The organism is Kineosporia babensis, assembly GCF_021129305.1.
Taxonomy (GTDB): Bacteria; Actinomycetota; Actinomycetes; order Actinomycetales; family Kineosporiaceae; genus Kineosporia; species Kineosporia babensis.
The window spans coordinates 53,236-77,454 of sequence record NZ_JAJOMB010000026.1; the positions used below are offsets into that span (position 1 = coordinate 53,236).

Annotated in this window: 23 protein-coding genes; 6 read left to right on the plus strand and 17 right to left on the minus strand. The window is 68.8% G+C overall.

What is annotated here, in order from left to right:
* Positions 1-27 precede the first annotated feature (27 nt).
* Complete coding sequence (locus LR394_RS34440; protein WP_231448832.1) at positions 28-1,194, minus strand: enolase C-terminal domain-like protein; 1,167 nt, start codon at positions 1,192-1,194, stop codon at positions 28-30.
* 164 nt (positions 1,195-1,358) lie between these two features.
* Here LR394_RS34440 and LR394_RS34445 point away from each other — a divergent pair, with 164 nt between their 5' ends.
* A complete protein-coding gene (locus LR394_RS34445) occupies positions 1,359-2,024 on the plus strand; it encodes a GntR family transcriptional regulator (protein ID WP_231448833.1) in 666 nt (221 codons plus the stop codon).
* Positions 2,025-2,028: 4 nt separating this feature from the next.
* Here LR394_RS34445 and LR394_RS34450 read toward each other — a convergent pair whose 3' ends face one another.
* From LR394_RS34450 to LR394_RS34465, 4 genes are read right to left on the minus strand one after another with little or no spacing between them, the layout of a single operon-like run.
* Positions 2,029-3,468, minus strand: a complete 1,440-nt coding sequence (locus LR394_RS34450) for a DUF4153 domain-containing protein (protein WP_231448834.1) — start codon at positions 3,466-3,468, stop codon at positions 2,029-2,031.
* A 39-nt stretch (positions 3,469-3,507) separates the two neighbouring features.
* Entirely contained in the window at positions 3,508-4,578 is a 1,071-nt protein-coding gene (locus LR394_RS34455; RefSeq protein ID WP_231448835.1) for a HAMP domain-containing sensor histidine kinase, read from the minus strand.
* Positions 4,575-5,252 (minus strand): response regulator transcription factor, encoded by a 678-nt coding sequence (locus tag LR394_RS43415; protein ID WP_231448836.1) that lies wholly within the window; start codon positions 5,250-5,252, stop codon positions 4,575-4,577. The genes LR394_RS34455 and LR394_RS43415 overlap by 4 nt, the downstream gene beginning before the upstream one ends.
* 9 nt (positions 5,253-5,261) lie before the next feature.
* Positions 5,262-5,549: a hypothetical protein gene (locus LR394_RS34465; protein WP_231448837.1), complete on the minus strand. Its 288-nt coding sequence runs from the start codon at positions 5,547-5,549 to the stop codon at positions 5,262-5,264.
* A 135-nt stretch (positions 5,550-5,684) separates the two neighbouring features.
* On the opposite strand from LR394_RS34465, the gene pflB reads away from it, so the two are divergent.
* The 4 genes from pflB (at position 5,685) to LR394_RS34485 (ending at position 11,391) form a co-directional block, all read left to right on the plus strand.
* Positions 5,685-7,937, plus strand: a complete 2,253-nt coding sequence (gene pflB, locus LR394_RS34470; RefSeq protein ID WP_231448840.1) for a formate C-acetyltransferase — start codon at positions 5,685-5,687, stop codon at positions 7,935-7,937.
* Between the two features lie 50 nt (positions 7,938-7,987).
* Entirely contained in the window at positions 7,988-8,749 is a 762-nt protein-coding gene (pflA, locus tag LR394_RS34475; RefSeq protein WP_269330279.1) for a pyruvate formate-lyase-activating protein, read from the plus strand.
* 221 nt (positions 8,750-8,970) lie between these two features.
* Entirely contained in the window at positions 8,971-10,146 is a 1,176-nt protein-coding gene (locus LR394_RS34480) for an IS30 family transposase (RefSeq protein ID WP_231448843.1), read from the plus strand.
* Positions 10,147-10,476: 330 nt separating this feature from the next.
* Positions 10,477-11,391 (plus strand): flagellar hook assembly protein FlgD, encoded by a 915-nt coding sequence (locus LR394_RS34485; protein WP_231448845.1) that lies wholly within the window; start codon positions 10,477-10,479, stop codon positions 11,389-11,391.
* 64 nt (positions 11,392-11,455) lie between these two features.
* Here the strand turns inward: LR394_RS34485 and LR394_RS34490 are convergent, their stop codons facing one another.
* The 5 genes from LR394_RS34490 to LR394_RS34510 are packed head-to-tail and all read right to left on the minus strand — an operon-like array spanning position 11,456 to position 16,183.
* Positions 11,456-12,394: a DUF1177 domain-containing protein gene (locus tag LR394_RS34490; RefSeq protein ID WP_231448846.1), complete on the minus strand. Its 939-nt coding sequence runs from the start codon at positions 12,392-12,394 to the stop codon at positions 11,456-11,458.
* 39 nt (positions 12,395-12,433) lie between these two features.
* Positions 12,434-13,066, minus strand: coding sequence for an aspartate/glutamate racemase family protein (locus LR394_RS34495; protein ID WP_231448847.1), 633 nt, complete (start codon positions 13,064-13,066; stop codon positions 12,434-12,436).
* Complete coding sequence (locus LR394_RS34500) at positions 13,063-13,752, minus strand: AroM family protein (protein WP_231448848.1); 690 nt, start codon at positions 13,750-13,752, stop codon at positions 13,063-13,065. The genes LR394_RS34495 and LR394_RS34500 overlap by 4 nt, the downstream gene beginning before the upstream one ends.
* On the minus strand, positions 13,752-15,383 hold the full coding sequence (locus LR394_RS34505; protein WP_231448849.1) for an OPT/YSL family transporter: 1,632 nt from the start codon (positions 15,381-15,383) through the stop codon (positions 13,752-13,754). The genes LR394_RS34500 and LR394_RS34505 overlap by 1 nt, the downstream gene beginning before the upstream one ends.
* Before the next feature lie 56 nt (positions 15,384-15,439).
* A complete protein-coding gene (locus LR394_RS34510; RefSeq protein ID WP_231448850.1) occupies positions 15,440-16,183 on the minus strand; it encodes an IclR family transcriptional regulator in 744 nt (247 codons plus the stop codon).
* Between the two features lie 113 nt (positions 16,184-16,296).
* Here LR394_RS34510 and pepE point away from each other — a divergent pair, with 113 nt between their 5' ends.
* Positions 16,297-17,040 carry a dipeptidase PepE gene (gene pepE, locus LR394_RS34515; protein WP_231448851.1) on the plus strand — a complete coding sequence of 248 codons (744 nt, stop codon included), beginning with the start codon at positions 16,297-16,299 and terminating at the stop codon, positions 17,038-17,040.
* Positions 17,041-17,053: 13 nt separating this feature from the next.
* Here pepE and LR394_RS34520 read toward each other — a convergent pair whose 3' ends face one another.
* From LR394_RS34520 to LR394_RS34550, 7 genes are all read right to left on the minus strand, one after another.
* Entirely contained in the window at positions 17,054-18,316 is a 1,263-nt protein-coding gene (locus tag LR394_RS34520) for a condensation domain-containing protein (protein WP_231448853.1), read from the minus strand.
* Positions 18,317-18,318: 2 nt separating this feature from the next.
* A complete protein-coding gene (locus LR394_RS34525; protein WP_231448855.1) occupies positions 18,319-19,503 on the minus strand; it encodes a cytochrome P450 in 1,185 nt (394 codons plus the stop codon).
* On the minus strand, positions 19,503-20,714 hold the full coding sequence (locus tag LR394_RS34530) for a cytochrome P450 (protein ID WP_231448856.1): 1,212 nt from the start codon (positions 20,712-20,714) through the stop codon (positions 19,503-19,505). Before LR394_RS34530 ends, LR394_RS34525 begins: the two co-directional genes overlap by 1 nt.
* Position 20,715: 1 nt before the next feature.
* Positions 20,716-21,249, minus strand: a complete 534-nt coding sequence (locus LR394_RS34535; protein WP_231448858.1) for a hypothetical protein — start codon at positions 21,247-21,249, stop codon at positions 20,716-20,718.
* A gap of 8 nt (positions 21,250-21,257) precedes the next feature.
* A complete protein-coding gene (locus tag LR394_RS34540; RefSeq protein ID WP_231448859.1) occupies positions 21,258-22,433 on the minus strand; it encodes a cytochrome P450 in 1,176 nt (391 codons plus the stop codon).
* A gap of 126 nt (positions 22,434-22,559) precedes the next feature.
* The gene (locus tag LR394_RS34545; RefSeq protein ID WP_231448860.1) at positions 22,560-22,991 is read right to left on the minus strand and encodes a hypothetical protein; all 432 of its coding nucleotides are present in this window, start codon (positions 22,989-22,991) and stop codon (positions 22,560-22,562) included.
* The gene (locus LR394_RS34550) at positions 22,988-24,208 is read right to left on the minus strand and encodes a trans-sulfuration enzyme family protein (protein WP_231448862.1); all 1,221 of its coding nucleotides are present in this window, start codon (positions 24,206-24,208) and stop codon (positions 22,988-22,990) included. Before LR394_RS34550 ends, LR394_RS34545 begins: the two co-directional genes overlap by 4 nt.
* Positions 24,209-24,219: the final 11 nt, after the last annotated feature.

Consider the following 24,219-nt stretch of genomic DNA (forward strand, 5'->3'; position numbering starts at 1 on the left):
CCGCGAACGCTGACGGCCTGGGACTGATCAGCGGTGCAGGTCGCGCAGCACTCGGTAGAAGTTGGCCTTGCCCTCGAAGCCGATGCCCGGGAGATCGTTCAGCTTGACCCGGCTTCCGGACACCACGGTGTCATCGGCGAAGCCGCCGGTGGGCTGGAACTCGCCGGGGTAGGACTCGTTGCCGCCGAGCTTGAGGGCGGCGGCGATGTGTAGCGAGAACTGGTGCCCGCCGTGGGGGATGCAGCGGCGGGAGGACCAGCCGTGCTGCTTGAGCATGTCCTGGATCCGGCAGTACTCGACCAGGCCGTAGCTCAGCGCCGGGTCGAACTGGAGGTAGTCGCGGTCGGGGCGCAGGCCGCCGTACCGGATCAGGTTGCGGGCGTCCGGCAGCGAGAACAGGTTCTCGCCGGTGGCGATGGGATTGCGGTAGTGCTCGGCCAGCGTGGCGTTCAGGCCGTAATCCAGCGGGTCGCCCACCTCTTCGTACCAGAACAGGTTGTACGGGTCGAGGGCCCGGCCGTACTCCAGAGCGGTGGGCAGATCGAACCGGCCGTTCACGTCCACGGCCAGACGTGAGCCGTCACCGTCCAGCACCTCGATCACGGCCTCGATCCGGCGCAGGTCCTCGGCCGGCGACGCCCCACCGATCTTCATCTTGACCACCTCGTAGCCTGCGTCGAGGAAGGCCTTCATCTCGTCCTGCAACTGCTGCAAGGTCTTGCCGGGCGCGTAGTAACCCCCGGCGGCGTATACAAACACCGAGTCCTCGGGGGAACCGTCGCCGTAGTGATCGGAGATCCAGCGGTACAGCGGCACTCCCGCGATCTTGGCGGCCAGGTCGTGCAGCGCCATGTCGACCACACCGACCGCTACCGAGCGCTCGCCGTGGCCCCCGGGCTTCTCGTTCCGCATCATCACGTCCCACGCCTTGCCGGGCGAGAGCATGTGGTTGGCGTCGAGCAGGCTCTCGGGCGGGGCATCGAGCAGGCGCGGCAGGATGCGCCGGCGCAGGATCTCCCCGGCCGAGTACCGGCCGTTGGAGTTGAAGCCGTAGCCGACCAGCGGCCGGCCTTCCACGATGACGTCGCTGACCAGGGCCAGGACCGAGCAGTCCATCGTGGAGAAGTCGATGAAGGCGTTGCTCATCGGCGAACTGATCGGGATGACGCCCTCGTGCGCGGACACGATCCTCATGCGCTGACTCCTTCCCAGCGACGGCTCTCCTGGGCTGTGTGAGCACCGGCTGGCCGATGGTCTTCTCGCATCTTGTTTCTTATAAGATTGGGCACGACGGTCACGGTAGGCGAGCTGGGCGCAGCTTGGCAATCGGTTCTTATAAGAAGTGGGATGCTGGGGGCATGGCCACGTTCACGTTCTCCAGCAAGGCGGACGTGGCGTATGCCCAGATCCGTGAACAGATCCTGAGCGGGCGGCTGGGGGCGGGCTCCAAGCTCGACCAGTACGAGCTGGCGGCCTCGATGGGGATGAGCATCACCCCGTTGCGTGAGGCCGTTCGCAGGCTGAGCGGTGAGGGCCTGGTGCTGCTGGACAACCATCGCAACGCCAAGGTCGCGCAGATGGACGAGGCCGAGGCCCGTCAGTTGTTCGAGGCCCGCCTGGCGCTGGAGCCAGCGGCGCTGGCCCTGGCTGCGCAGCGTCGCACCGAGGGCGACATCGAGCGGATGAACGCGGCACTGGAGAAGCTGCTGCCGGTGACGCGTGAGCAGGGGGAGCCGGCCCTGGTGGTGCACCGTGAGCTGCACGAGGCTCTGTACACCGCCTCGCACAACCCGGTGATGACGAAGATGCTGAACGATCTGTGGGACCGGTCGGACCGGTATCGCCGGGTGGGCCTGGCCCTGCCGCCCGGGGGAGAGCCTCGACTGCAGGACTTCGAGGAGCATCAGCGGCTGGTCGAGCTGGTCGTCCAGGGCGAGGCCGAAGCCGCGGAAAGACTGATGGCCGAGCACATCGCCAACAGCCTGACCGCGGCCGCGCTCGCCGACTACCAAGAACAACCCTGAGCGGTCAGGAGGAAGCCCGAGCGGCCCGCCACTTCGCCAGGTTCCAGGCGTACCAAGGGTTCTCCGGGGAAGGTGACAGCGCCAGCTCGGAGCGCACCGGCTCGGGCAGTTTCATCAGGGCCGGTACCGCGTCGTCGGAGAGCAGGGACAGGTACTCGACGTCGATCTTGCCGGTCTGCTCGTAGCGCTCCACATTGGCGGCGGCCACCACCGCGTCCGGCCCGGCCAGCGCGATCGCCAGCAGCCCCACGCCCGCCGATCCGGCGGCCAGGCGGGGCAAGAGATCCGTCCGGCGCAGCAGCCAGGCCACGCCCACGGCGATCAGGAGCACTCCCACCCACAGCTCGAAGGCGATGGCGTTGAGCCGGGCGACCGTCCAGCCGGCCTCCGCCTGGTACAGCCAAACCCGTCGCAACGCAGAGAATCCGAGGAGCAACGTCAGCGCCAGCAAGGTTCCGGCCGCGCCACCGAGGAAGTGCCGGTGCTGCCCGCCGGCAGCCCGGCCGGCCCAGCCGATCAGCAGCAGGACCAGCACGGTGACCACGATCAGCTGGCCGAAACCTTCGCGGGCCCGGTCGGAATGGTTCGATCCGGCTTCGGCCGCGCCGAACAGCTGAGCGGCATCCACCGCCAGGAAGGCGCCGATGGTCAAGGCCACCAGAACCAGCGGCGTCATCCACTCGGCCGGGTGGGCCGGCCGGGCTACCGGCGTGCCTTCGGACAACCGCGCCGACGCAGCAAAACTTAGCCCCAGAACTATGAAAAGCACAAAGCCGAAAGTCATCACCCGGGCAACCACAACGTCCGTCCGGATCGGGCCCTCGAGGACGAACCAGCCACCGACACTGGAGAGCACCCCCGCGAACTTCTCGTCGGCACTGGCCAGCAAACCTCCGATGACGACCGTGCAGACCACCCCGACCGTGAGCCCGATCAGCGCAGATTCCGGGGCCTGGACCGGAAGCCGGCGAGGTCGATGCCGCCGAACGGTCCGGCCGGCCCAGCCGACCGAGCGAAAACCGGCCTCCGTGAACAAGATGCCGGTAGCCAGCACGGCCTTCCAACGACGTCCACCCACCGCGGCCATCGCCCCGAGCATCCCGGCCGCCAGCAGACAGCCGAACGCCAGCCACTCGCTCGCCCGCACCACCGAAACACCGCTCAGCAGAACCGCAACGGTGACGAGCACGGCCGAAGAAGCAGTAAAAGGCCGGGTCCGGGCCGCGAACAGCACACTCGCGGTCACCGCCAGCGCCACCACGAAGACGTTGATCCCGAACCGGGCGTCCGGCAGGACCACAGCCGCCAGCAACGCCGAACCAACCGCCCCCAGCAGCAGCCGCAATCGCGGCGGGGCCGGCGACTGCCAGGTCGCGGTCAGCGGTACCGAGATGGCCGGCAGCCCGCGGACAGGAGAAATCGGAAGGTCGGACGCTTCGCTCATGGGAGCGAACGTAGAACCCCGATCAGCAGCATCCGGTGATCAAGATCTGGAGATCCTGTGAAGGTCCTGATCAGCGCCCGGGATCTCGACCCGGATCCGGCATCCGCCGCCGTCGGCCGGCACCACGGCGATCGTGCCGCCGTGCAGGAGGACCGCCCATCGGGCGATCGCCAGGCCAAGGCCGGTACCGCCGTCCAAACGTGGTTCCCCCGCGGTCGGGCCGGCGCCGGAGCGAAATCGATCGAAGACGCTCTGCCAGGCTTCCGGGGGAATGCCCGGGCCGTCGTCGGTCACTTCCAGAACCAGACCAACGGACGGGGTACGCGCCTGCGCGCATACGGTCACGTTTCCGCCGTCCCCGGCATGCCGGGCCGCGTTGTCCAGCAGATTGTTCACCACCTGGGCCAGCCGTCGGGGGTCAACGTGGGCGGTCAGATCAGGGGGTACATCGACGGTGATGGCCGCACCCGGCCGTACGGTCGCGATCTCGGCCACCACCGGATCGATCACCGAACGCACCGTGACGAGCTGCCGGTTCAGCTTCTGCGCCCCGCCGTCAGCACTGGCCAGGCTCAGGAAGTCGGTGAGCAGCCCGCCCAGCCGCTCTACCTGCGCCAGCACCTCGTTGAGGGCCTCCCCATCAGCCGGACGGACTCCGTCCACAAGATTCTCGACCTGAGCCCGTAAAGCGGCGACCGGAGTGCGCAACTCGTGCCCGACGTCCGCAAGCAGTTGCCGCCGTTGCTGATCCGCGGCCGCCAGCTCCTGGGCCATCGCCGTGAAAGCCCGCGCCAGCTCGCCCACCTCGTCCCGGCTGTTGGTCTGCACCGCAGGAACCGGCCTACCCGCAGCCAGCTCCCGGACGGCGGCCGTCATCTGCCGCAGGGGAAGCGTCATGCCGTGCCCCACGATCTGGCTGACCACGAGAACGATCAGCGCCGCCGCCAGCATCCCGTAGCGGATCCGCCAGCCCAGCAGCACCACGGCGTAGTAAGTCACCCCGGCGGTCAGCACCAGATTCAGCCCCACCAGGAGGGCGAACTTCATCTTGATCGAGGGCACCGGGTCCAGCGGGCGCCAGCGGTCCCAGCGCGCAGCCAGCCAGTTCATCCGAGCACCAAGGCGTAGCCGACCCCCTGCACGGTCCGGATCCGCTCCGCGCCGAGCTTGCGCCGCAGGGCCTTCACGTGACTGTCCGCCGCCCGCGAACCCCTGGCCTCCGGCCAGTCCGTGACCTCAGCCAGCAGTTGCTCCCGGGGGACCACATTCCCCGGCCGCCGGGCCAGGGTGTGAAGGAGATCGAACTCGGTACGGGTCAGGTGCACCTCGTGCCCGTCCAGTTCCACCCGACGCGCGCCGACGTCCATAGTCAGCCCGTTACCGAGATCCAGAGCCGCGCTGAGACGCAACCGAGCCAGCTCCTCGGCCCGTTCTACCCGACGCAGCAGCGCGCGTACGCGGGCGACCAACTCGCGGGGGCTGAACGGCTTGGTCAGGTAGTCGTCGGCCCCTACCCCCAGCCCGATCAGCCGGTCGGTCTCGTCGGCCCGCGCGGTCAGCATGAGCACCGGCACCGGCCGCACCGCCTGTACCTGACGGCACACCTCCAGGCCGTCCAGCCCGGGCAGCATGACATCCAGAACCAGCAGGTCGATGCCGTCGTGGAAGGCCGCCACGGCCGCCCGGCCGTCATGCACGACCTCGACCGCGAAGCCCTCCTTCTCCAGCCGCCGGGCGACCGCGTCGGCGATCACCCGGTCGTCCTCCACCACAAGAACTCGCACGGTGGAAAGTTACGACACTCCCCACCGCTGGTGCAGGTGCCACAGATCGCTGAGCTGCTGCAGTTGCCGGGTGTGCAGCTCGACCGCAGGCCCGCCGGCATCGAAGCGCCCGTACAGGTAGGGGAAGGACGGCGGGCCGCTGGCCTGTACCTGCCGGAGAACGGCCTTCTCCGGCACGGACCCCAGGCCGAGCCGGCCGGCGGTGACCGGAGCGTGGCGACGCAGTTCCCGGTTGAGGGTCTGGACCTGGGTCAGCTCGAGCGTGACGGTGGTCCCGGACATCGAATGGTGGATCATGAGCGCCTCCTGCTGCCTCAGCCTTCCAACTTCTCGGCCGGGCCGCCCAGGGGCAAAGGTCCCGCGCCGAAAGACCGCTCGAACAGGGGGCCTTGGCCTCTGCTGGGCGCAAGGCGTCAGACGGACGATAAGGGCATGGAAACGCTGCAGACCATCGAACAGGCCGCTTGGCGCGGATTTGCCGGGCGGCAGTGGCAGGACCACATCGACGTCAGTGCCTTCCTGAAGGCCAACGTCACGCCCTACTCGGGCGACGAGTCGTTCCTGGCCGGGGCAACCCCTCGTACGGAGGCGATTCAGCAGCAGATCAGCGACCTGGCCAAGGTCGAGCGCGAGCGCGGGATCCTGGACGCGGACACGAAGATCGTCTCCGGGATCACCAGCCACGCCCCTGGCTACATCGACAAGGACGCCGAGCTGATCGTCGGGCTGCAGACCGATGCTCCGCTCAAGCGCGCGATCATGCCCCGCGGCGGGCTGCGGATGGTCGAGAACGGCCTGCGCGCCTACGGATACGAGCTCGACCCGACGGTGAAGGAGATCTTCACCAAGTACCGCAAGACCCACAACGAGGGTGTTTTCGACGCCTACACCCCGCAGATCCTGGCCGCCCGCAAGGCCGCGATCATCACCGGCCTGCCCGACGCCTACGGCCGGGGCCGGATCATCGGGGACTACCGGCGGGTGGCGCTGTACGGCGTGGCCGCGCTGATCGAGGCCAAGCAGCGGGAGAAGGCGGGCCTGGCCCAGGCCGGTACCGGTGAGGACGTGATCCGCGACCGCGAAGAGTTGTCCGAGCAGATCCGCGCGCTGCGTGAACTCCTGGAGATGGCCGCCGGTTACGGGTACGACCTGAGCCGGCCGGCCCGCACCGCGCAGGAGGCGATCCAGTGGCTGTATCTGGCCTACCTGGCCGCCACCAAGGAGCAGAACGGCGCCGCGATGTCGTTCGGGCGCACCTCCAGCTTCATCGACATCTACCTGCAGCGCGACCTCGCCGAAGGCACGCTCACCGAGTCGCAGGCCCAGGAGCTGGTCGACGACCTGGTGATCAAGCTCCGGATCATCCGGTTCCTGCGCACCCCGGAGTACGACGCGCTGTTCTCCGGTGACCCGACCTGGGTGACCGAGTCGATCGGAGGCATTGCCGACGACGGGAAGATCCTGGTCACCCGGACCTCCTTCCGGTTCCTGCAGACGCTGTACAACCTCGGCCCGGCCCCCGAGCCCAACCTGACCGTGCTCTGGTCGCCGCAGCTGCCCGAGGCGTTCAAGCGGTTCTGCTCGCAGGTCTCGATCGACACCAGCGCCATCCAGTTCGAGAACGACGAGCTGCTGCGCCCGGTCTGCGGGGACGACGCCGCGATCGCCTGCTGCGTCTCCGGGGCCACGGTGGGCAAGGCCATGCAGTTCTTCGGGGCCCGGGCGAACCTGGCCAAGGCCCTGCTCTACGCGATCAACGGCGGCCGCGACGAGGTCAGCGGTGTGCAGGTGGGCCCGCAGGTGGCGCCGGTCGAGGGCGAGGTGCTCGACTTCGACGACGTGATGCGGCGCTACGACGCGATGCTGGACTGGCTGGCCGAGACCTACGTGGACGCGCTCAACGTGATCCACTACATGCACGACAAGTACGCCTACGAGCGGGTCCAGATGGCCCTGCACGACTACCCGGTGCGCCGCACGATGGCCTGCGGGATCGCCGGGCTCTCGGTGGCGGCGGACTCGCTGTCGGCGATCAAGAACGGCGTGGTGCGCCCGGTGCGCGACGAGACCGGCCTGATCGTGGACTACACGGTCGAGGGCGAGTTCCCCTCCTACGGCAACGGCGACGACTCGGTCGACGAGATCGCGGCCGGCCTGGTGCACCGGTTCATGGAGAAGCTGCGGGCCCGCAAGACCTACCGCAACGCCGAGATCACCCAGTCGGTGCTGACCATCACCTCGAACGTGGTGTATGGCAAGGCCACCGGCAACACTCCGGACGGGCGGCGGGCCGGTGAGCCGTTCGCCCCGGGGGCCAATCCGATGAACGGCCGCGACAAGCACGGCATCCTGGCCTCGGCGCTGAGCGTGGCCAAGATCGACTTCAACGACGCCCGGGACGGCATCTCGCTGACCTCGACCACCGTGCCGGACGCCCTCGGACGCACCCGCGACGACCGGATCACCAGCCTGGTCGGGGTTCTTGACGCCTACATGGTTGCCGGCGGCTTCCACATGAACGTGAACGTGCTGGAGCGCCGGACCCTGCTGGACGCGATGGCCCACCCGGAGGACTACCCGAACCTGACCATCCGGGTCTCCGGCTACGCGGTCAACTTCGTCCGCCTGACCCGGGAGCAGCAGATGGACGTCATCAACCGCACCTTCCACGGTGACCCGCTGTGAACACCGTAAGTACCGTCCACGTAGCCACTCTCGCGGCTCCCCGGCCGCCGCTGCCCGGATACGACCCCGGAATCTGGCGGGCCGGAACCGCCGGGTGGGTGCACTCCTGGGACACCTCGGTCGGGGTGGACGGGCCGGGCTGCCGGTTCGTGGTCTTCACGGCCGGCTGCCCGCTGCGCTGCCAGTACTGCGAGAACCCGGACACCTGGACTTCTTTGGGCGGTCAGGTCACGCAGATTGAGGACGTCCTCGAGCGGGTCCGGCGCTTTCGCCCGGCTTTGGTGGCGAGCGGGGGAGGGGTGACGATCAGCGGTGGCGAGCCGCTGGTCCAGCCCGCCTTCACCGCCCGCTTCCTGGCCGGGGCCCGGGAGATGGGCCTGCACACCGCGCTGGACACCTCGGGCGCCCTCGGCCACCTGGCCACGGACCAGCTGCTCGAGGACACCAGCCTGGTGCTGCTCGACATCAAGTCGTTCGACCCGCAGACGTACAAGGTCACCACCGGCAAGGAGCTCGCCCCCACTCTGCGGTTCGCGCGGCGCCTGGCCGATCTGGGCAAGCCCGTGCATGTGCGCTTCGTCCTGGTCCCCGGCCTCACCGACGCTCCGGAGAACATCGACGGCCTGGCCGACTTCGTGGCCGGGCTGGGCAACGTCGAACGAGTGGACGTGCTGGCCTACCACCGCCTCGGAGTGTCCAAGTACGAGCAGCTCGGCCTGCGCTACCGGCTGGCCGGCACCCCACCGCCCACCCGCGGTCAGCTCGAGGACGCCCGCCGCCGCTTCTCCTCGCGAGGGCTGGTGGTCAGCTGAACCGGCATCGGGAAGACAAAACCACGTTATTGGTGGTGGGTTCAAGTGATTGTTGCAACGCCCTATACCTGGAGGGCGTTTTGGCTGGTCACCGGTTGGATCGGGTCAGGTACGAGCGGTTGATGCAGGCGCTGCGATCGGGCCTGAATCCCTACGCTGCGGCGCGGGCCAGTGGCGTGTCATCGACGTATGCGCACCGGCTGAATGTCAGCTTGGGTGGCATGTACCGTCCGGCAGGAACATCCTTTTCCGATCGTTATCTGGATCGGGACGAGCGGTACGAGATCGCCAGAATGCTGGAGGCCGGCTCCTCCCAGGCCACGATCGCCCGGGCGCTGGGGCGTTCGCCCTCGACGATCAGCCGGGAGCTGCGCCGTAACAGCCTGCCCCGCCCCGCCCGTTCTGCCGGGTCTGCCGGGTCTGCCGGGTCTGCCGGGTCTGCCGGGTCTGCCGGGTCTGCCGGGTCTGCCGGGTCCGGGCATCCGGACGGGCCCGGGCCCTCCAGGACCGGGCAGCGGTACGAGCCCGAGCGTGCTGACACCCTGGCCTGGCAGCGCCAGCGCAGGCCCCGGGCCAGCGTCTGGCAGACCCGCCCCCATCTGCGGGCCCGGGTGCAGCAGATGCTGGACAAGCGCCTCTCGCCCGAGCAGATCGCCGGCCGGCTGAGGCTGGAGTTCCCCCTCGATGACCCGGGCCGGCAGGCGGACAATCAGCTCATGCACGTCAGCCACGAAACGATCTACAGGGCTCTGTACGTCCACCCGCGCGGGGAACTGACCCGGGCCCTGAAAGGGCGCCTACGCTCCGGCCGTTCCCAGCGTAAACCCCGAAACCGCAGGGAATCCCGAGGAACGATCCCGGGGATGGTCTCGATCCACGAACGACCCGAGGACGTCGCAGGCCGACTGGTGCCCGGCCACCACGAAGGCGACCTGATCAAAGGATCGACCGCCTCGAACTCAGCGATCGGGACCATCGTGGAACGCCACTCCGGCTATGTCAGCCTGCTGCACCTACCCGACGGCTGGCACGCCGAGCACGTCGCTGCCGCGGTCACCACCCAGATGAGCGCCTACCCCACCTGGTTCGCCAGAACCCTCACCTGGGACCGCGGCAAGGAAATGTCCCAGCACCAGAAAATCACCCAGAACACCGGCATCCAGGTCTACTTCGCCGACCCCTACAGCCCCCAGCAGCGCCCCAGCAACGAGAACACCAACGGGCTCCTACGCGAGTACTTCCCCAAAGGCAGCGACCTCAGCATCCACGACGCCGCCCACCTCCAAGCCGTCGCCGACGAACTCAACGACCGCCCCCGCAAACGCCTCGGCTTCCTCACACCCGCCGAAGTCTTCGCTAGCCTCCAAGCACAAGCAAGCGTTGCAACGACCGCTTGAATCCGCCCGTGCTTTGTCTTCCCGATGCCGTGCGGTTGGTGATAACAGGCTGCGGCGGTGAGAGGGTGGGGCCGGTGAGGGGTGGCGCCTGGCTGGTGAAGTGATCCAGATCTACAGCTGTTCAACAGATCTGGAGCACTGAGCGCGAGGCCGTCACCGCGCTCGCGGTCCCGATCGGCGCACCCCGGTGACGCGCTGCCGACGAAATCGCGGCCTTGAGTGGGCCATCGGGGGCACCGGGATATTTGAAGCCTCCCGCATCTCAGATCCGCGATCGCCGATCCGTACAGGGACCTCGACCTGGTAGCGAGCGAGGAAACGGGAGTACTCATGCAGATCCGCACTGTTCTGGCTGGTGTTGGGGTTATTGCCGCGACCCTGGGCTGTGGGGTTCTGGTGGCCCCGGCCGCCTCCGCCGCCACCTCCGACGACACGCCCACGGCGACGCTGAGCGCCTCGGCCAAGGGTTTCAGCCCGAACGGCGACGGCAAGCAGGACACCATCACCTTCTCCTACGAGATCCCCCAGTCCGGCGTCGTCGCCCTGGAGTTCCTCAACAGCAAGGGCGCGGTGATCGGGCAGAAGACGATCTCCGACGAGGCAACTCCGTTGCTCGGCCTGCCGGTGGGCAGCCAGCCGGCCGGGGAGGGCACCTACACCTGGCGCGGCGACCTCGACCAAGGCCTGCCGCTGGGTGGCCACCAGGACATCAAGGCCCGGCTGGTCTCGCTCGGGACCACTTCGCTGACCGACTGCCTGGGCAGCAATCTGGGTGATCTGCTGGGGGGTGGGGGCAGCGGCCTGAATCTGGGTGGGCTGGATCTGAGCAACCCCGATCTGCAGTGTGCCGACAAGGCCGAGTCCGGTGAGGTCCCGATCGAGGTGGTGGCCAAGGCCCCGGTCCTGAATCTGAGCACCAGTCTTGGCACGGTCTACCCGGTACGTGACGGTTTCCGCGACTCGGTGAAGCTTTCGGCCAAGGCCACCAAGGCGGCCGACACCAGCTTCACTCTGACCAGCCCCAAGGGTGATGTGGTTCGCAAGTGGGCCGGCACGGCCGACGGTTTCAAGGTCTCCTGGAACGGTACCGACAGCTCGGGCGACACCCTGAAGCCCGGCTTCTACAAGCTCACCGGAACGGCCCTGGGCGAGTACGGCAACAAGGCCACCGTGAAGTCGGTGACCGTTCGGGTCAGCGCCAAGGAGTTCGAGATGCGCGACGGGGAGTGGAAGCTGAAGGGCTGATCACAACGAAATAGGGGACGTGCGTGGGCAACCAGCCCACGCACGTCCCCTATTGGTGGTTGGTTCAGGAACGGGCGTCCAGCTTCTGCAGGTGCGCCAGCGAGCCGTACAGCTCGATCAGCCGGTCGAACTCGGCCTGGTCGAAGAACGAGGCGATACCCCGGCCGTAGTCCTTGGCCACCTCGATCACGAAGCGCACCGCGCTCTCCACGACCTGCAGGTCCGAGGCGCCGGTGGCCGAACCGGGAACGGCGGTGACCGTGGTCAGCGCGACGCCCACGACCGGGGCGCTGGTGGCGGTGGTCGGCTGCACGATCGAGTTCACGTGGTACACGTCGTTGCCGTACGGGGTGATGTCCTGCGTGGTGATCGGCAGGATCACCGGCTGCTGGCCGCTGGTGCGCTCGACCGCGTCCAGCAGGGTCTCCGAAACCCGCAGGATCCAGCCCTCTTTGATGGTCGGCGTGATCGCGAAGCCGCGGTGGTTGCAGATCCGGTTGCCGCGGGTGGTGTCCACGCTGAGGATCGCGTCCATCTCGGCCGAGACCTCGACCTCGTTGGTCACGCCCATGTCCACCGCGGAGCCCATGAACGGCACCGGGTCGTGCGGCTGGGTGGGAGCGTCCGGGTCGACGTGGGTGCTGATCACCACGTCACCGGGCAGTCGGTCACCCTTGGCCGCGGCGTCGAGCAGCTTGGCGGCGGCGGACAGAGCCACCAGGGCGCCGTCACCGTCGGAGACGAAGCCGATCTGCTCCGGCCGGGCGCCCAGACCGCCCAGCCGGCCGATGATCCCGAGCGTAGGAGCGTCTCCGCCCGAGCTCTTGCCGTTGGTGCCGGGGATGGTCAGCGAGACGAACTCGGTGGTGCCCTGATCGCCGGTGATCGGGGTGACCTTGACGTCGACGGCACCGAGGTCGCGCAGCGCCTGGGCTGCGGCCTCGCCGCTGGCGGAGGGGGAGTCGAGCAGTTCGGAGAAGTTGATCACGTGGCGCCAGGACAAGGTGGAACTCCTTACGTGTGTTTCTGTTTCAGTTCTGGTTCAGTAACGGGAGGCGAGCAGGCCGCCGGTGCGCACCGCGTCGACGACCGGGATGCCCAGCCGGGCCCGCAGCGGTTCGGCCAGGCCGATGGTGGTCATGCCTGTGCAGGCAAGCATGACCACCTCGGCACCGGCGGCGACCAGATCGTCGCCGCCCCGCAGGCAGGCCTGGAACCCTTCGGGGGTGAGCAGGTCGCGGGTCTCGCGAACCCCTTCGGGCTGCAATGAACGGACGAGGCGGTCACCGAGCACGGATGTGACGGTTTCCGGGGTGTCCGGGGTCAGATCGAGCACCCCGATCCGGTTCCCGAGGGCCACGGCCACGGCCGCAGCGGCCGAACCGGCCCCGATCACCGGCACCGAGACCCGTTCCCGGGCCCCGGCCAGCCCCGGGTCGGCGGCGCAGCTGATCAGGATCGCGTCGACCTGCGAGGCCAGCTTCTCGGCCAGCACCGGCACTTTCGCCGAGGCGGCCGCGAACGTCTCGTCGTCGAACACGCCCCGCGGCTGATCGGGGATCGCCTCGGTGACGGTCCGGACGCCGAGCTCGGTCTCCAGGATCCGGCCGTGCTTCTCGAGGAACTCGCGGTCGTCGGTGGTGACGACCCGGATGATCCCGACGGTACGGCTCATGCGCCGGTGTCCAGCAGCTCAGCCGTCAGGCGGGCGACGATCGAGCGGGCGAGAACCACTGGCACACCGCTCTCCTGAGTGAGGACGGCACGCATCGGCTGCGAATACCCGATGCAGTCGGCCACAATCAACTCGGCCCCCGCATCGGCGAGCCGGCGAGCGGCCGCCGCCAGCCCCGCGTCCACAGTTGCGCCGTTGACCCCCACGTACGGGCTGGCGTCGTCGACGATCACCTCGGCGCTCAGCAAGGAGTACTTGCCGTCCGGGGTGTTTCGCTGCTCGGGCAGCGGGACCAGGATCCCGACCTTGGCCAGGCCGGCGGACAGGGCCGCGACGCCCGGGCCGATCATCTTCTCCGGCCGCAGCAGCGGTTTCGGCGACTCGACGTCGTCGAACTCCCCGGTGCAGGCCAGCATGATCGCGTCCACGTCGGTCAGGCTGTGCAGGATCTTCTGCACCCGGGGCACGATGTGCTGGTGGCCGATGACGGCGTTGCCGCCGTCGCGCAGCCGGGTGGTCAGCACCTCGTCGCCGGGCTTCGGGGCCATCGCGGCGATCGCCTCCGGACCGTCCTCGTCCAGAGCGCCGCGCTCGATCAGCTCGACTCCCGGCAGCCAGTACCGTAGTTCGGGCGTGAGGTCGGTGCGCGGGGCCTGGCCGATGGTGACTACTGCCAGCCGGGCCATCAGAGGATCTTCCCGGCCGCGTAGACCGAGTCACCGGCGATCAGGCCGGCCCCGACCAGGGCCATCTCGTTCTCGCCCTGTGCGCCCCGGCTCTTCTCCCAGTACAGCCGCACGGCCAGGGCGATCAGCACCAGCCAGCCCGCGTTCGGGCTGCTGACCAGCAGACCGGTGGCCAGCAGGACACCCATCTGGCGCTTGGGGCCGCCGATGATCTGGACCAGGGCACCCGGGATCGCCCACAGCAGCAGGGTGACCCACACCTTGGGGTCGGTCAGCCCGGCGGTGATCGTGTCGCCGTAGACCCCGGAGACCGGCGGGATCTTGCCGTCCTCGAAGTAGCTGCGCCACAGCAGGGCGACCATGCCGGCCGCGACCACGAACCCGATCACGCCGCCGATCAGCTGCTGGCGGCGGCCCTCGAGTTCGTAGGCGGTGTAGGGGCGGTGCTCGCGGCGCAGCAGCCAGCCGGCCTTGAAGTCGTAGCCCATGTCGGCGAAGGCCGGGCCGGTGGCGGCGCAGTAGGCCACCAGGACCACCAGCGGCTCGGTCGGGATGCCCAGCAGCAGGCCGAAGATCAGGAAGATCAGGGTGACCGCGAAGGCCGGGAACCAGCCGGAGTGCATCGCGGCCAGACCGACGATGATCTCGTGCACGATCGCGGCGAAGGCGGCGAACAGCACCCAGCCGATCATCGCCAGGACCGACATGTCCGACCACAGGCCGGTGATCGTGGCCAGGATCAGCGCGCCGGCCACGTAGAGGCCGTAGCCGATCCCGAAGGTGCGGCGCAGGGCCTCGACGGTGACGGTCGGGACCAGCGACGGGTCGGTCTCCTCGGCCGTCACCTCATCGGCGGCCTTGGGGCCGCGCCGGCCGCTCAGCATGATCGCGGCCTGCACCAGGGCGACCAGGCCGGCCCCGATCATCACGCCGTGCGGGATGTACTGCGAGGCCAGGGTCTGGCCGTCGAAGAAGTTCGGGTAGTACTGGTTGACCAGCAGGCCCAGGCCGAACATCAGCAGCGCCCACATGTTGCCGATCAGCGCCACGCCGGCCGCCGACATCGGCAGGCCGAAGAAGTTCAGGGTGAAGCCGGCCGCGCCACCCACGGCCAGCAGCTTGGCCTGGCGGCCGCCGGTGTCGCCCGCCTTGATCGTCTCGGCGGCGGCGACCCCGGAGGGCCAGGCCGCGGAGGCCGGCAGGAACGAGGAGCCGAAGGCCCGGTAGAGCACCCACACGTCGATCGCCAGACCCAGCAGCGCACCGCCGAGCATCGGCCAGACCAGGTCGGGCCGGCCGGTGACGTAGGGGATCGCGATCGGGGTGATCAGCGTGTTGGCGGCGCCGAAGGTGGCGCTCGAGATCGCGGTCTGGGCCAGGTTCTGGCGGTGCACGTTGCGGAAGCGGACCAGCCCGGCGAAGGCGATCCGGCCGACCATCATGGCGATCAGCGCGCCGATCACCGAGGTGTTCGGCGAGATGCCGAGCGTGGTGATCATGTGCAGGCCGATCATCGCGCCCAGGATGCTGAGGATCGCCAGGACGAGGAGTGTCAGCGGCTCGAGCGCGCGGGGGTGCTGCTCCGACTCGGCCGGGACCCCGGTACTGCCGGTGGAGGTGTCGACGGACATGAAGCGTGTTCCTTCCAGGAACTGAAGTTTCAGGTGCGTGCCGGAAAGGCCCGGCTTCAGCGGCGCAGCAGCGTCGCGAGTTCCTGAGCGGCCGTGAGCAGACGGTCGGTCAGGGAGGGATCGACTTCCAGGGGGCGGGCCACGCCGATCACCGAGACGCTGGCGTTCACTTCGTCGCCCACCCGGATCGGGGCGGCTACGACGGTGACGTGCGGGTTGATCTCTCCGCGGGAGTAGATCCAGCCCTGCTCGCGGGTGGCGCGGTGGCGCCGGCGAATGTCCTCGGCCTCGTGCGGGCCGATCTCGGTGGACTCCTCGAAGCCGGTGGCGATCAGGGCCTCGATCTCGGCCTCCGGTCGGAAGGCGTAGATCGCGTGCCCGGAGGCCCCGCCGTACCAGGGGTAGCTGCGCCCGAGGGTGAGTTCCCAGCGCAGGTCACCAGGCGCGTCGGCTGCGGCGATCAGCTGGTAGCGCGAGCCCTGGCGGATGTTGAGCACCGCGGAGCGGCCGGTCGCCGCTGCGAGACGGTGCAGCACCGGCAGAGCGAGCTGCCGGGTGCCGTCGGACTCGGCGGCCAGCTGCCCAAGCCCGATCAGGGTGGGTCCGAGCCGGTAGAGCCGGGTCCGTGGATCAGAGACGACGAAACCGCGCCCGGCCAGCGTGGCCAGGATGCGGTGGGCCTGGGAGGTGCCCAGCCCGAGGCGCCGGGCCACGTCGCTGACGCCCCACGAGCCCTCCGTCGCGGTGAACAGCCCGAGGACGTCCAGGGCGCGCTGGACGGTCAGCAGTTCGTCGGCCATCGCTTGATCCTTTCCGATAATCGGGATACTGTTCCGTACATCGGAAAGCAAGGTAGGCCTGCCTGGGCTCTCCGGTCCAGCCCCGGCTGTTTCCGCGTCGTAAAGTTTTCGACGTGGAACTTCTCCTGCTGTCCAACTCGACCAACCACGGCGGACGTCCGTGGGCCCACGCCGCCACCGAACTGGCGGCCTTCGCCGACGGCGTCGGTACCGGCGTTTTCGTCCCCTTCGCCCTGGCTGATCACGATGCGTACACCCAGGTGGTGGCCAAGCCCTTTGCCGAGGCCGGGGTCGAGCTGACCGGTCTGCACACCGCCGCCGACCCGGTCGCGGCGATCGCCGAGGCCAAGTTCATCGTGGTCGGCGGCGGCAACACCTTCCGGCTGCTGCGCACCCTGCAGCGCGCCGGTCTGGTCGAGGCGCTGCGCACCGCGGTGGCCGGCGGCGCCCGCTACGTCGGGGCCAGCGCGGGCACCAACATCACCGCGCCGACCATCCGGACCACCAACGACATGCCGATCGTTGAGCCCGACTCGTTCGCGGCCCTGAACTTCGTGCCGTTCCAGATCAACCCGCACTACATCGACGCCGACCCGGCCAGCAAGCACATGGGTGAGACCCGCGAGACCCGGCTGCGCGAGTTCGGCGAGGAGAACGACGTGCCGGTGCTGGGCCTGCGCGAGGGCACTCACCTGCGGGTGTCCGGCGACTCGGCCACGATCGGCGGAAAGCCGGTGGCGCCCAACGCTCCCGGCCCGGCCATCCTGTTCCGCCGCGGCGCCGAGCCGGAGGAGATCTCCGGCGACGTCAGCGGTCTGCTGAGTATGCCGGCGGAGTTCGATCTTCCGCTGGAGTGATCTCTTCGTGAACTCAGGGGCGGACGGACGAGGTCGGTGTCCGTCCGCCCGGTTCTCGCAGGATCTCGCGGAGCCGGCGGGCCAAGGCGGCCGTGCTCGTGCGGGCCACCGCCGTGTCGCGGTAGATCCAGTGCAGGTACAGGCCCTGCTCGTTGCGGTACAGCCAGAGCGTCAGCCCGTGCCGGCCCGGCATGTTCACCTGGATGGCCGGGTTGCTCACATCGCCCTGCTGGTGGTCGCGAAAATCCAGATAGGAAAAGAAGTTCACCGCCCGGAAGCGGGTGGACGGGGCCAGCAGTTCCCATGCTCTGATGTAGTGCACCTCCTTCAGTGACCGGGCTCTGCGGTAGGCCGCCTGCGCGGTGCGGATGTGCTGGTCCAGGTCGGCCGGGCGGGGCACCGGGATCTCGATCGGCACGACGTTGACGAACCATCCCAGCGAACCGGCATATCGCTCGCCCCGCTGGTTCAGCGCCACGAACGCCCGGTAGACGTCAGGTCCGCCTTCATCTCGTTGTGCTGTTGCCATGGCCGCGAGCAGTCCGGACATCATGCCGCCGCCCGCTGACCGGCAACGCCTTTCGAAGTCGGTGCACTCTGCGGCGGAGAGCAGTTCGACCACTTCGTTGCGATCATCGCCGCCGGACGGGCCCAGGACGACCGGGCTTTCGGGGAAGAATCCCTTGTCCCGGGCGAATTCGCGCCAGACGGAGAGGCGTTCGTCGAGCGCTTCGTTGCGCTGGTGTTCCTCCTGGCTGTAGGCGAAGAAGCTCGGTGGGCTGACCTGCCGGTAAGTGCCCACCAGTTCGGCCATGGCGATCACGACCGACACCACGTCGCCGACCAGATGGTCCAGGCACAGGTGCACCGTGGTAGAGCGTTCACGGACCAGCGCACCCAGGCCGACCAGCGGCCCGTACACCGGATCCAGTTCGGCGAACTGCTGTTTCAGGTAGCGGTGGACCACGTCCGGCGAGCCGAGCCAGCCGTGCGAGACCCGGTGCAGCCGCATCTGCGGGTACTCGCCCTGCGGGGTGAAACGGAGAACCGGGTGGCGCTGCAGCAGATTGCCGAAGGCCGCCTCCATCTCCGCCAGGTCCACCGGGCCGTCCACCTCGAACGTGCCGGAGATGGAACTGCCGCCCCCAGAGCGCAGATACCGGACCTGGTTGTAGCTCAGAATCCGGTCGGTGATCGGCCGGCCGACCGGGAGCAGGTGCCAGGCCCAGGCCAGGCCAGGTTCGACGGAGACTTGCCCGAGCGGGATCTGGCGCATGCTCAGGCGGTGACCGGGAGGCTGTCGTAGCACCGTTCCACCAGCAGACCGTGCCAGCGCAGATCCCGTTCCGGCACCGCCAGGCGCAGATTCGGGAACCGGCTGAACAGGGCGCCCAGGGCGATCCGGGCCTGGAGACGGGCCAGGTGCGCGCCCGGGCAGTAGTGCGGTCGGGCGCCGAAGGCGAAGTGGGCAGCGGCATTACCACGGTGTGGCTGCAGGGCGCCGGGGCCGGCGAAGCATGAAGGATCACGGTTGGCCGCGGCCAGGGCGATGAGAACTACTGCGCCCTGGGGTATCACGGCGCCGGCCAGGGGTATGTCCGCCAGCGCAAAGCGCCACTGGGACACCGGGAACGGGCTGGTCAGCCGCAGCAGTTCATCGATCACGCGCTCTCCGGGCGGGTTTCCGGCACGCAGCAGTTCGACCGTTCCGGCGGCCAGCAACGTGATCATCGGCGAGATCCCGCCGGAAAACAGCCCCCAGGCCACCGAGACCATCTCTTGGGCCGAGATCTGTTCAGTGCGCCGGGCCGCGACCAACAGGCTCAGCAGATCGTCGCCCGGGTCGCGACGCTTGTGCCCCAGCACGGAGCTCCACAGGCGCAGCAGGCGGGCCTGGTTCTGCTGGAACGTGGCCTGGCCAGGCGAACGGTCGCTGATCGCCGCCGCGGTGAGTTCGGCCAGTTGCGGGACGAATCGTTCGGGTACGCCCAGCGTTGCTGCAGTAGTACGAACCACCAATGGACGGGCGTACCCGGCTATCAGGTCGAAGTCACCGGACAGATGGTTCAGCAGGTCGGCGCAGGTGTGTTCGATCAGCGGGATCAGAGCTTCGGCCCGGGCCCGGGTCAGTCCCGGGGCGAGGATGGTTCGTAGCCTCCGGTGATCCTCGCCGTCGCTGTTGAGCAGATGGCGGCCTTCGACGGCGAAGATGTCGTCGGGGAAACGCGATCCGCCGAATCCGCTGTCCGGGTCGGGCAGGCGGCGCAGGTCGTGGGCCAGCCGTGGATCACTGAGCGCAGTCCGGGCCGCCTGCGCGCCGGTGACCAGCCAGGCCCTCAGACCGCCGGGCAGAGTCACCGGCTGGACCGGCCCGGTGCGGTGCAGTTGCTCCAGCGCCGAATGCAGGTCCCACCGGCTCGGATCCTCCGGGACGAACGCGTCGCAGCTGCGCAGTTCGGTCATCAGGCGGCCGTGACCCGGACCGGAAGTGCTTCCAGCCCGCGCAAAGTGGCGGCCAGGTTCTTGTGCCGGAGCCGATCGCTGTCCAGCTCGATCGACCGGCTCCGCTGCAGCAGCCTTCCCAGGGCCACCCCGGTCTCCAGCCGGGCCAGCGGGCTGCCCAGGCAGTAGTGGATGCCTGCGCCGAACGACAGGTGCGGGTTGGGGGACCGGTCCAGGTCGAGCTGATCGGGCCGCTCGAACACCCGGGGGTCGCGGTTGGCCGAGCCGATCAGCAGGGCCACCCGCTCACCCTCCGCCAGTTCGACGCCGCCCAGCCGGGCCCGGGCCTGCACGGTCCGGAAGGTGACCTGTACCGAGGAGTCGTAACGCGCCAGTTCGTCCACCGCCCGCGGCACCAACTGGCCGTCCACCAGCCGGGACCGGGCCTGGCGCAGCTGCTGCGGATGCTCCAGGAGCGCCAGCACGGCGTTCGCGATGATGTTGGCCGTGGTCTCGTAACCGGCCAGCAGGAGCAGCGAGCACATCGGGATGAGTTCACGCCGGGTGAACGAGCCGCCCGAGTCGGCGGCCGCGATCAGGGCGCTGAGCACGTCCGGGCCCGGTGACCGGCGTCGTTCACCGATCTTCTGGTGCAGGTAGGCCACCAGCACCGCCGCGGCCTTGCGGGCCGCCGTCCGGTCGGCCTCGCTGATCGAGTACGGCGGGTCGAGCAGGCGCCCGATCGGCGGGGTCTGTGCCCTGATCCACGGCTGGTCGGCCTGCGGGATCGCGAACAGGCTGCCGATCACCCGGAGGGAGAGAGGATAGGCGAAATCCGTCAGTACGTCGGCACTTCGCTGGGCCAGCATCACCTCGAGCAACTCGTCCACGTACCCGGCGATCCGGGGTTCCAGCGCAGAGATCGCCTGTGGGCCGAGGAACTGGGCCGCCAGCCGCCGCAGCGGACCGTGGCCGGGCGGGTCCTGTCCGAGGAACGAGAAGATCCGCTTCTCACTGGTCGGCTCACCGTGCCCGAGCCGGTTGTCCCGCAACGCCGCCGAGACGTCCCGATGGCGGGTGAATACCCGCAGCCCGTACGGGCCCGGGCAGACCGGTGTGGCCTCCCGGGCTCGTTCGTACCGGCTGTACGGGTCCTCGTGCAGTCCTGGGTCGAAGGGGTCGAACCAGGGCCGCAGCAGAGCCAGATCTTCCGAACGAAGCGGCAGCGTCATATCAGGGCAGGTACAGCACGACGCCGGCCTGGATCTTGTCGGCCTCGTCGGCAGGGGTGCCGCAGTCCCCGAGCGTGGTGGTGATGATCTGGTTCTCGTATCCGGCGAACTTGGTGCTGGAGGCGTCGGTGGTGCCGGAGATCAGCACTGCCGCAGTACCGTTCAGCGTGGTCTGCTCGAAGTTGGTGTAGGTGCCGGTGGTGTACTTGCCGTCCTTCCAGTCTACCCGCGCCGTGTAGCTGAGGCCCGAGTTGGCGCCGGTGCACTCGCCCTTGGGCAGGGTTCCGCTGAAGGTGCTGGTGCCGGTCATCAGCAGGTCCGGGCCGAGGGTGCAGAGGATCTCGCCGGTGCCGTGGAAGATCACGCTGTCCGGGTCGTCCGGGTTCTGCTCGCCCACTGTGTCCGAGGCGGTGCTGGTGCAGACGGCGGGCAGCGGGATCGGCAGGTTGATCGCGGCCGAGGCGCTCGGGGCGGCGCCGACCAGCGCGCCGAGGCAGAGGGCGGCGGCTGTGAGCTTGTGGTTCAGACGGCGCACGGTGTTGGCTACCTTTCGTCGGCAGGAGCGAGGCGCATCGGGAGGCTGGTCCACCCGGCGAGCGTGATACGTCGAGCGGTGCGTGGTCCGGCGGAGCGGCTGGTCCCTGGAAAGCGCTGCTGCAGAGCGGGAACAGCGCACTCGGCGATGGTGCGGGCCAGGCGCGCACCGAGACAGTAGTGGGCGCCCCCGCCGAACGCGAGTAATGGAACGGTGTTTCGGTCTGGATCGAAGTGGTCAGGATCGGGGTATCGCTCCGGATCACGGTGGGCCGAACCCAGCAGGGCCATCACCTCCTCGCCCGGTTCCAGGGTGATCTCGCCGACCACCACGGCGCACCGGGTGATTCGGGTGACCAGTTGCAGGGGCGGGTCGTGACGGAGCGACTCCAGCACCGTGCGGTGGGTTCCGGTGGCCGGCGCGGCCAGGCAGTGATCGACGAGAGTGACGGCGGTGTCGAAACCAGCTGCCAGAGCAAGCATCAGGGCGGAGACGGCTTCGTCGTCCCGCAGGATGCTGACGTGGCCGGCCAGATCGTCACGTGGTCGGCGGCGCCGCTGGAGCACAAGATCCTCGAGCAACGGACGCAGGACGCCGGCGCTCCGGTCAGCTCGCCTGATGGTTGCCTCGCTCGGGAGCGGATCGAGCAGGCCCAGCAGCGGCTGGACCAGCTCGTAGAGCTCGGGACCGGAGTCGGCGGGCACGCCGACCAGGGCGCAGATAGTGTCCCGGACCACCGGCAAGCTGTAGTGCTGGTGCAGATCGACCGGATCGGGCCGGTCCTCGAGCGTCCCGAGTCGTTCGGCGACCGAGACCTGGGTGACCTGGGCCAGGTGCCTCAGCCGGGCCGGGGCGAAGGCCGGGGCCATCGCCCGGCGTAGCCGCAGATGGTGCTGGTCGTTCTGAAAGACCATGCAGGAAAGAAAGGCCAGCATGCCCGGGTGGTCTCGCCAGAAGGGCAGGTGCGCGTCGAACCAGGCCGCGTCCTTGGCGGCGAAGGCCGGGTCGCCGAGGATCTGCGCCACGTCCTGGTACCGGCTGAAGATCCACAGGCCCTGGTCGGTGCGCAGCGCTGGATGTTCCTGCCGCAGCCGGGCGTACCACGGATAGGGGTCGCGAACCGGTTTGGGAAGCAGGACGTTGCGCAGGATCTCCCGCACATCCCCACCGGCAGCCGTCAGCATCCGAAAGCCCTCCCCCTGGACTCGCCGCTCGGAAAGCTAGCAGTGTCCGGTGGGAGGGCGCCTCTCGAGAACCGGGAGAGCGGCGATTCGTGACATCCCGCCCACTAGGTCCTGTCCGTGGATCACTCAGAACTCGTCGGTCTCTTCTGGTTGCCAGAACTCCTGACCGGTCTCGGCGGGCCGGGAATCCCAGCGCAGATCCCGTACCAGTTCCAAGGTGCTGAGCAAGGTTTCGGAACTGATCGGGTCGGCGTGGAGCTGCCGGCCGGCATTGCCGCAACCCCGATCTCCGCACGAGCACAGCGGAACATGGCTCATCGCGAAGGGAAAGCCGCTCTCAGCCAGAACGGCGACTCCGTCCGACTCGTCCGGTTCACCCTTCCAGAGCTCGATCCCGGCCGTCCCGTCCCGGTGCAGACGCACCAGCGCGACCAACCCGCGCTTGGGTACTGTGGTGACCACCACGTCCCTAGTTCTGCCCGAGGTCTCCTGCCGCTCGGCGGGCCACGGACGCCCCTCGACCAGAAGCACCCGGGTCTGTTCGTCCCACTCGATCATCCGCTGAACTCCGTACGGTCCAGGGCAGCGCGCAGATCGGCGATCAGATCCTCGGCGTCCTCCAGGCCGATCGAGAAGCGAAGATGCCCGTACTGCAGGAACTCTGGCGGGTAGTTCTCGCTTCCGCCTCGCGCATCCGGACCCACGTGAACGATCAGCGACTCGTCGTGCCCGAGCGAGACGGCCGAGGTGATCACCCGCAGGTTGGCCACGAACCGGTTCTGCGTGTCCGCATCGCCCTTCACCGCGAAGGCCATCATTGCGCCGAAACCTCTTCCGGCGAACTGTTTCACCGCCAGATCGTGCTGCGGATGCGTGGCCAGGCCCGGGTAGTAGACGTAGGCGATACGGGGATCGGACTGCAGGTACTGGGCCACCACCTCGGCCGTGGCCAGGTGCTGTCGCAGCCGCAGCGGCAGAGTGACCGAGCCACGCATGATCAGCCAGGCGTTGAACGGTGAGATCACGCCGCCCACGTCGACCAGGGCGTCGTGACGGATGCGGTCAATCAGGCAGGAGTCGCCGATCACCGCGCCACCCATGGCATCTCCGTGACCGTTGATGTACTTGGTCAGGGAATGAATCACCAGGTCGGCGCCGTCGGCCAGCGGCTGGTACAGCGGGGGAGGGGTGAAGGTGCCGTCCACGGTGAAAAGCGCGCCGGCGTCGTGCGCGATCTGTGCGACACCCCGAATGTCGGCGACCTTCGTGGTCGGGTTGGCGATCGTCTCCACATGAATGATCTTGGTGTTGGGCCGGACCGCGGCCCGCACCGCAGCCAGGTCACCGACGTCCACAAAGGTCGCCTCGATGCCGTAGCGCTGGGGCAGAAGCTGGGCGAAGAGCCGCCACACCGCCTCGTAGGTGACGTCGGAGACCACCACGTGATCGCCGCTCTTGAGCAGGGTGAAGAAGACGCCGTGCAGGGCCGCCACCCCGGTCGCGAACACGGCGGCGGCCTCGCCACCCTCCATCGCGGCCAGCTTGCGCTCCAGCCCGGCCTGGTTGGCGCCGCCGTTGCGGGTGTAGAGCGGCTGGTCGGTGGCCGACCAGTTCATCGCGGCCGGGTCTTCCGGCAACCGGTAGGAGTTGGCCATCACCAGCGGTGTGCGGATCGCCCCGCTGCCCTCGTCGATCCGGTTGCCGCCGTGCACCGCCCAGGTGCTGGTACCTACGCTCGCCGGGTCGTGCTTGTCGGGCCGGTTCTCCTGGTTCATCCCAGCACGAT

What these genes read in the sequence shown, in the direction of transcription:
- LR394_RS34465 (WP_231448837.1), bottom strand. Translation starts at nt 5,549, where the DNA reads ATGATCCACCATTCGATGTCCGGGACCACCGTCACGCTCGAGCTGACC.
- LR394_RS34510 (WP_231448850.1), bottom strand. Translation starts at nt 16,183, where the DNA reads ATGGCCGACGAACTGCTGACCGTCCAGCGCGCCCTGGACGTCCTCGGG.
- LR394_RS34530 (WP_231448856.1), bottom strand. Translation starts at nt 20,714, where the DNA reads ATGACGCTGCCGCTTCGTTCGGAAGATCTGGCTCTGCTGCGGCCCTGG.
- LR394_RS34525 (WP_231448855.1), bottom strand. Translation starts at nt 19,503, where the DNA reads ATGACCGAACTGCGCAGCTGCGACGCGTTCGTCCCGGAGGATCCGAGC.
- LR394_RS34495 (WP_231448847.1), bottom strand. Translation starts at nt 13,066, where the DNA reads ATGAGCCGTACCGTCGGGATCATCCGGGTCGTCACCACCGACGACCGC.
- LR394_RS34485 (WP_231448845.1), top strand. Translation starts at nt 10,477, where the DNA reads ATGCAGATCCGCACTGTTCTGGCTGGTGTTGGGGTTATTGCCGCGACC.
- LR394_RS34445 (WP_231448833.1), top strand. Translation starts at nt 1,359, where the DNA reads ATGGCCACGTTCACGTTCTCCAGCAAGGCGGACGTGGCGTATGCCCAG.
- LR394_RS34500 (WP_231448848.1), bottom strand. Translation starts at nt 13,752, where the DNA reads ATGGCCCGGCTGGCAGTAGTCACCATCGGCCAGGCCCCGCGCACCGAC.
- LR394_RS34480 (WP_231448843.1), top strand. Translation starts at nt 8,971, where the DNA reads ATGTACCGTCCGGCAGGAACATCCTTTTCCGATCGTTATCTGGATCGG.
- LR394_RS34520 (WP_231448853.1), bottom strand. Translation starts at nt 18,316, where the DNA reads ATGCGCCAGATCCCGCTCGGGCAAGTCTCCGTCGAACCTGGCCTGGCC.
- LR394_RS34550 (WP_231448862.1), bottom strand. Translation starts at nt 24,208, where the DNA reads ATGAACCAGGAGAACCGGCCCGACAAGCACGACCCGGCGAGCGTAGGT.
- LR394_RS34440 (WP_231448832.1), bottom strand. Translation starts at nt 1,194, where the DNA reads ATGAGGATCGTGTCCGCGCACGAGGGCGTCATCCCGATCAGTTCGCCG.
- pflB (WP_231448840.1), top strand. Translation starts at nt 5,685, where the DNA reads ATGGAAACGCTGCAGACCATCGAACAGGCCGCTTGGCGCGGATTTGCC.
- LR394_RS34455 (WP_231448835.1), bottom strand. Translation starts at nt 4,578, where the DNA reads ATGAACTGGCTGGCTGCGCGCTGGGACCGCTGGCGCCCGCTGGACCCG.
- LR394_RS34450 (WP_231448834.1), bottom strand. Translation starts at nt 3,468, where the DNA reads ATGAGCGAAGCGTCCGACCTTCCGATTTCTCCTGTCCGCGGGCTGCCG.
- LR394_RS34545 (WP_231448860.1), bottom strand. Translation starts at nt 22,991, where the DNA reads ATGATCGAGTGGGACGAACAGACCCGGGTGCTTCTGGTCGAGGGGCGT.
- LR394_RS34505 (WP_231448849.1), bottom strand. Translation starts at nt 15,383, where the DNA reads ATGTCCGTCGACACCTCCACCGGCAGTACCGGGGTCCCGGCCGAGTCG.
- LR394_RS34540 (WP_231448859.1), bottom strand. Translation starts at nt 22,433, where the DNA reads ATGCTGACGGCTGCCGGTGGGGATGTGCGGGAGATCCTGCGCAACGTC.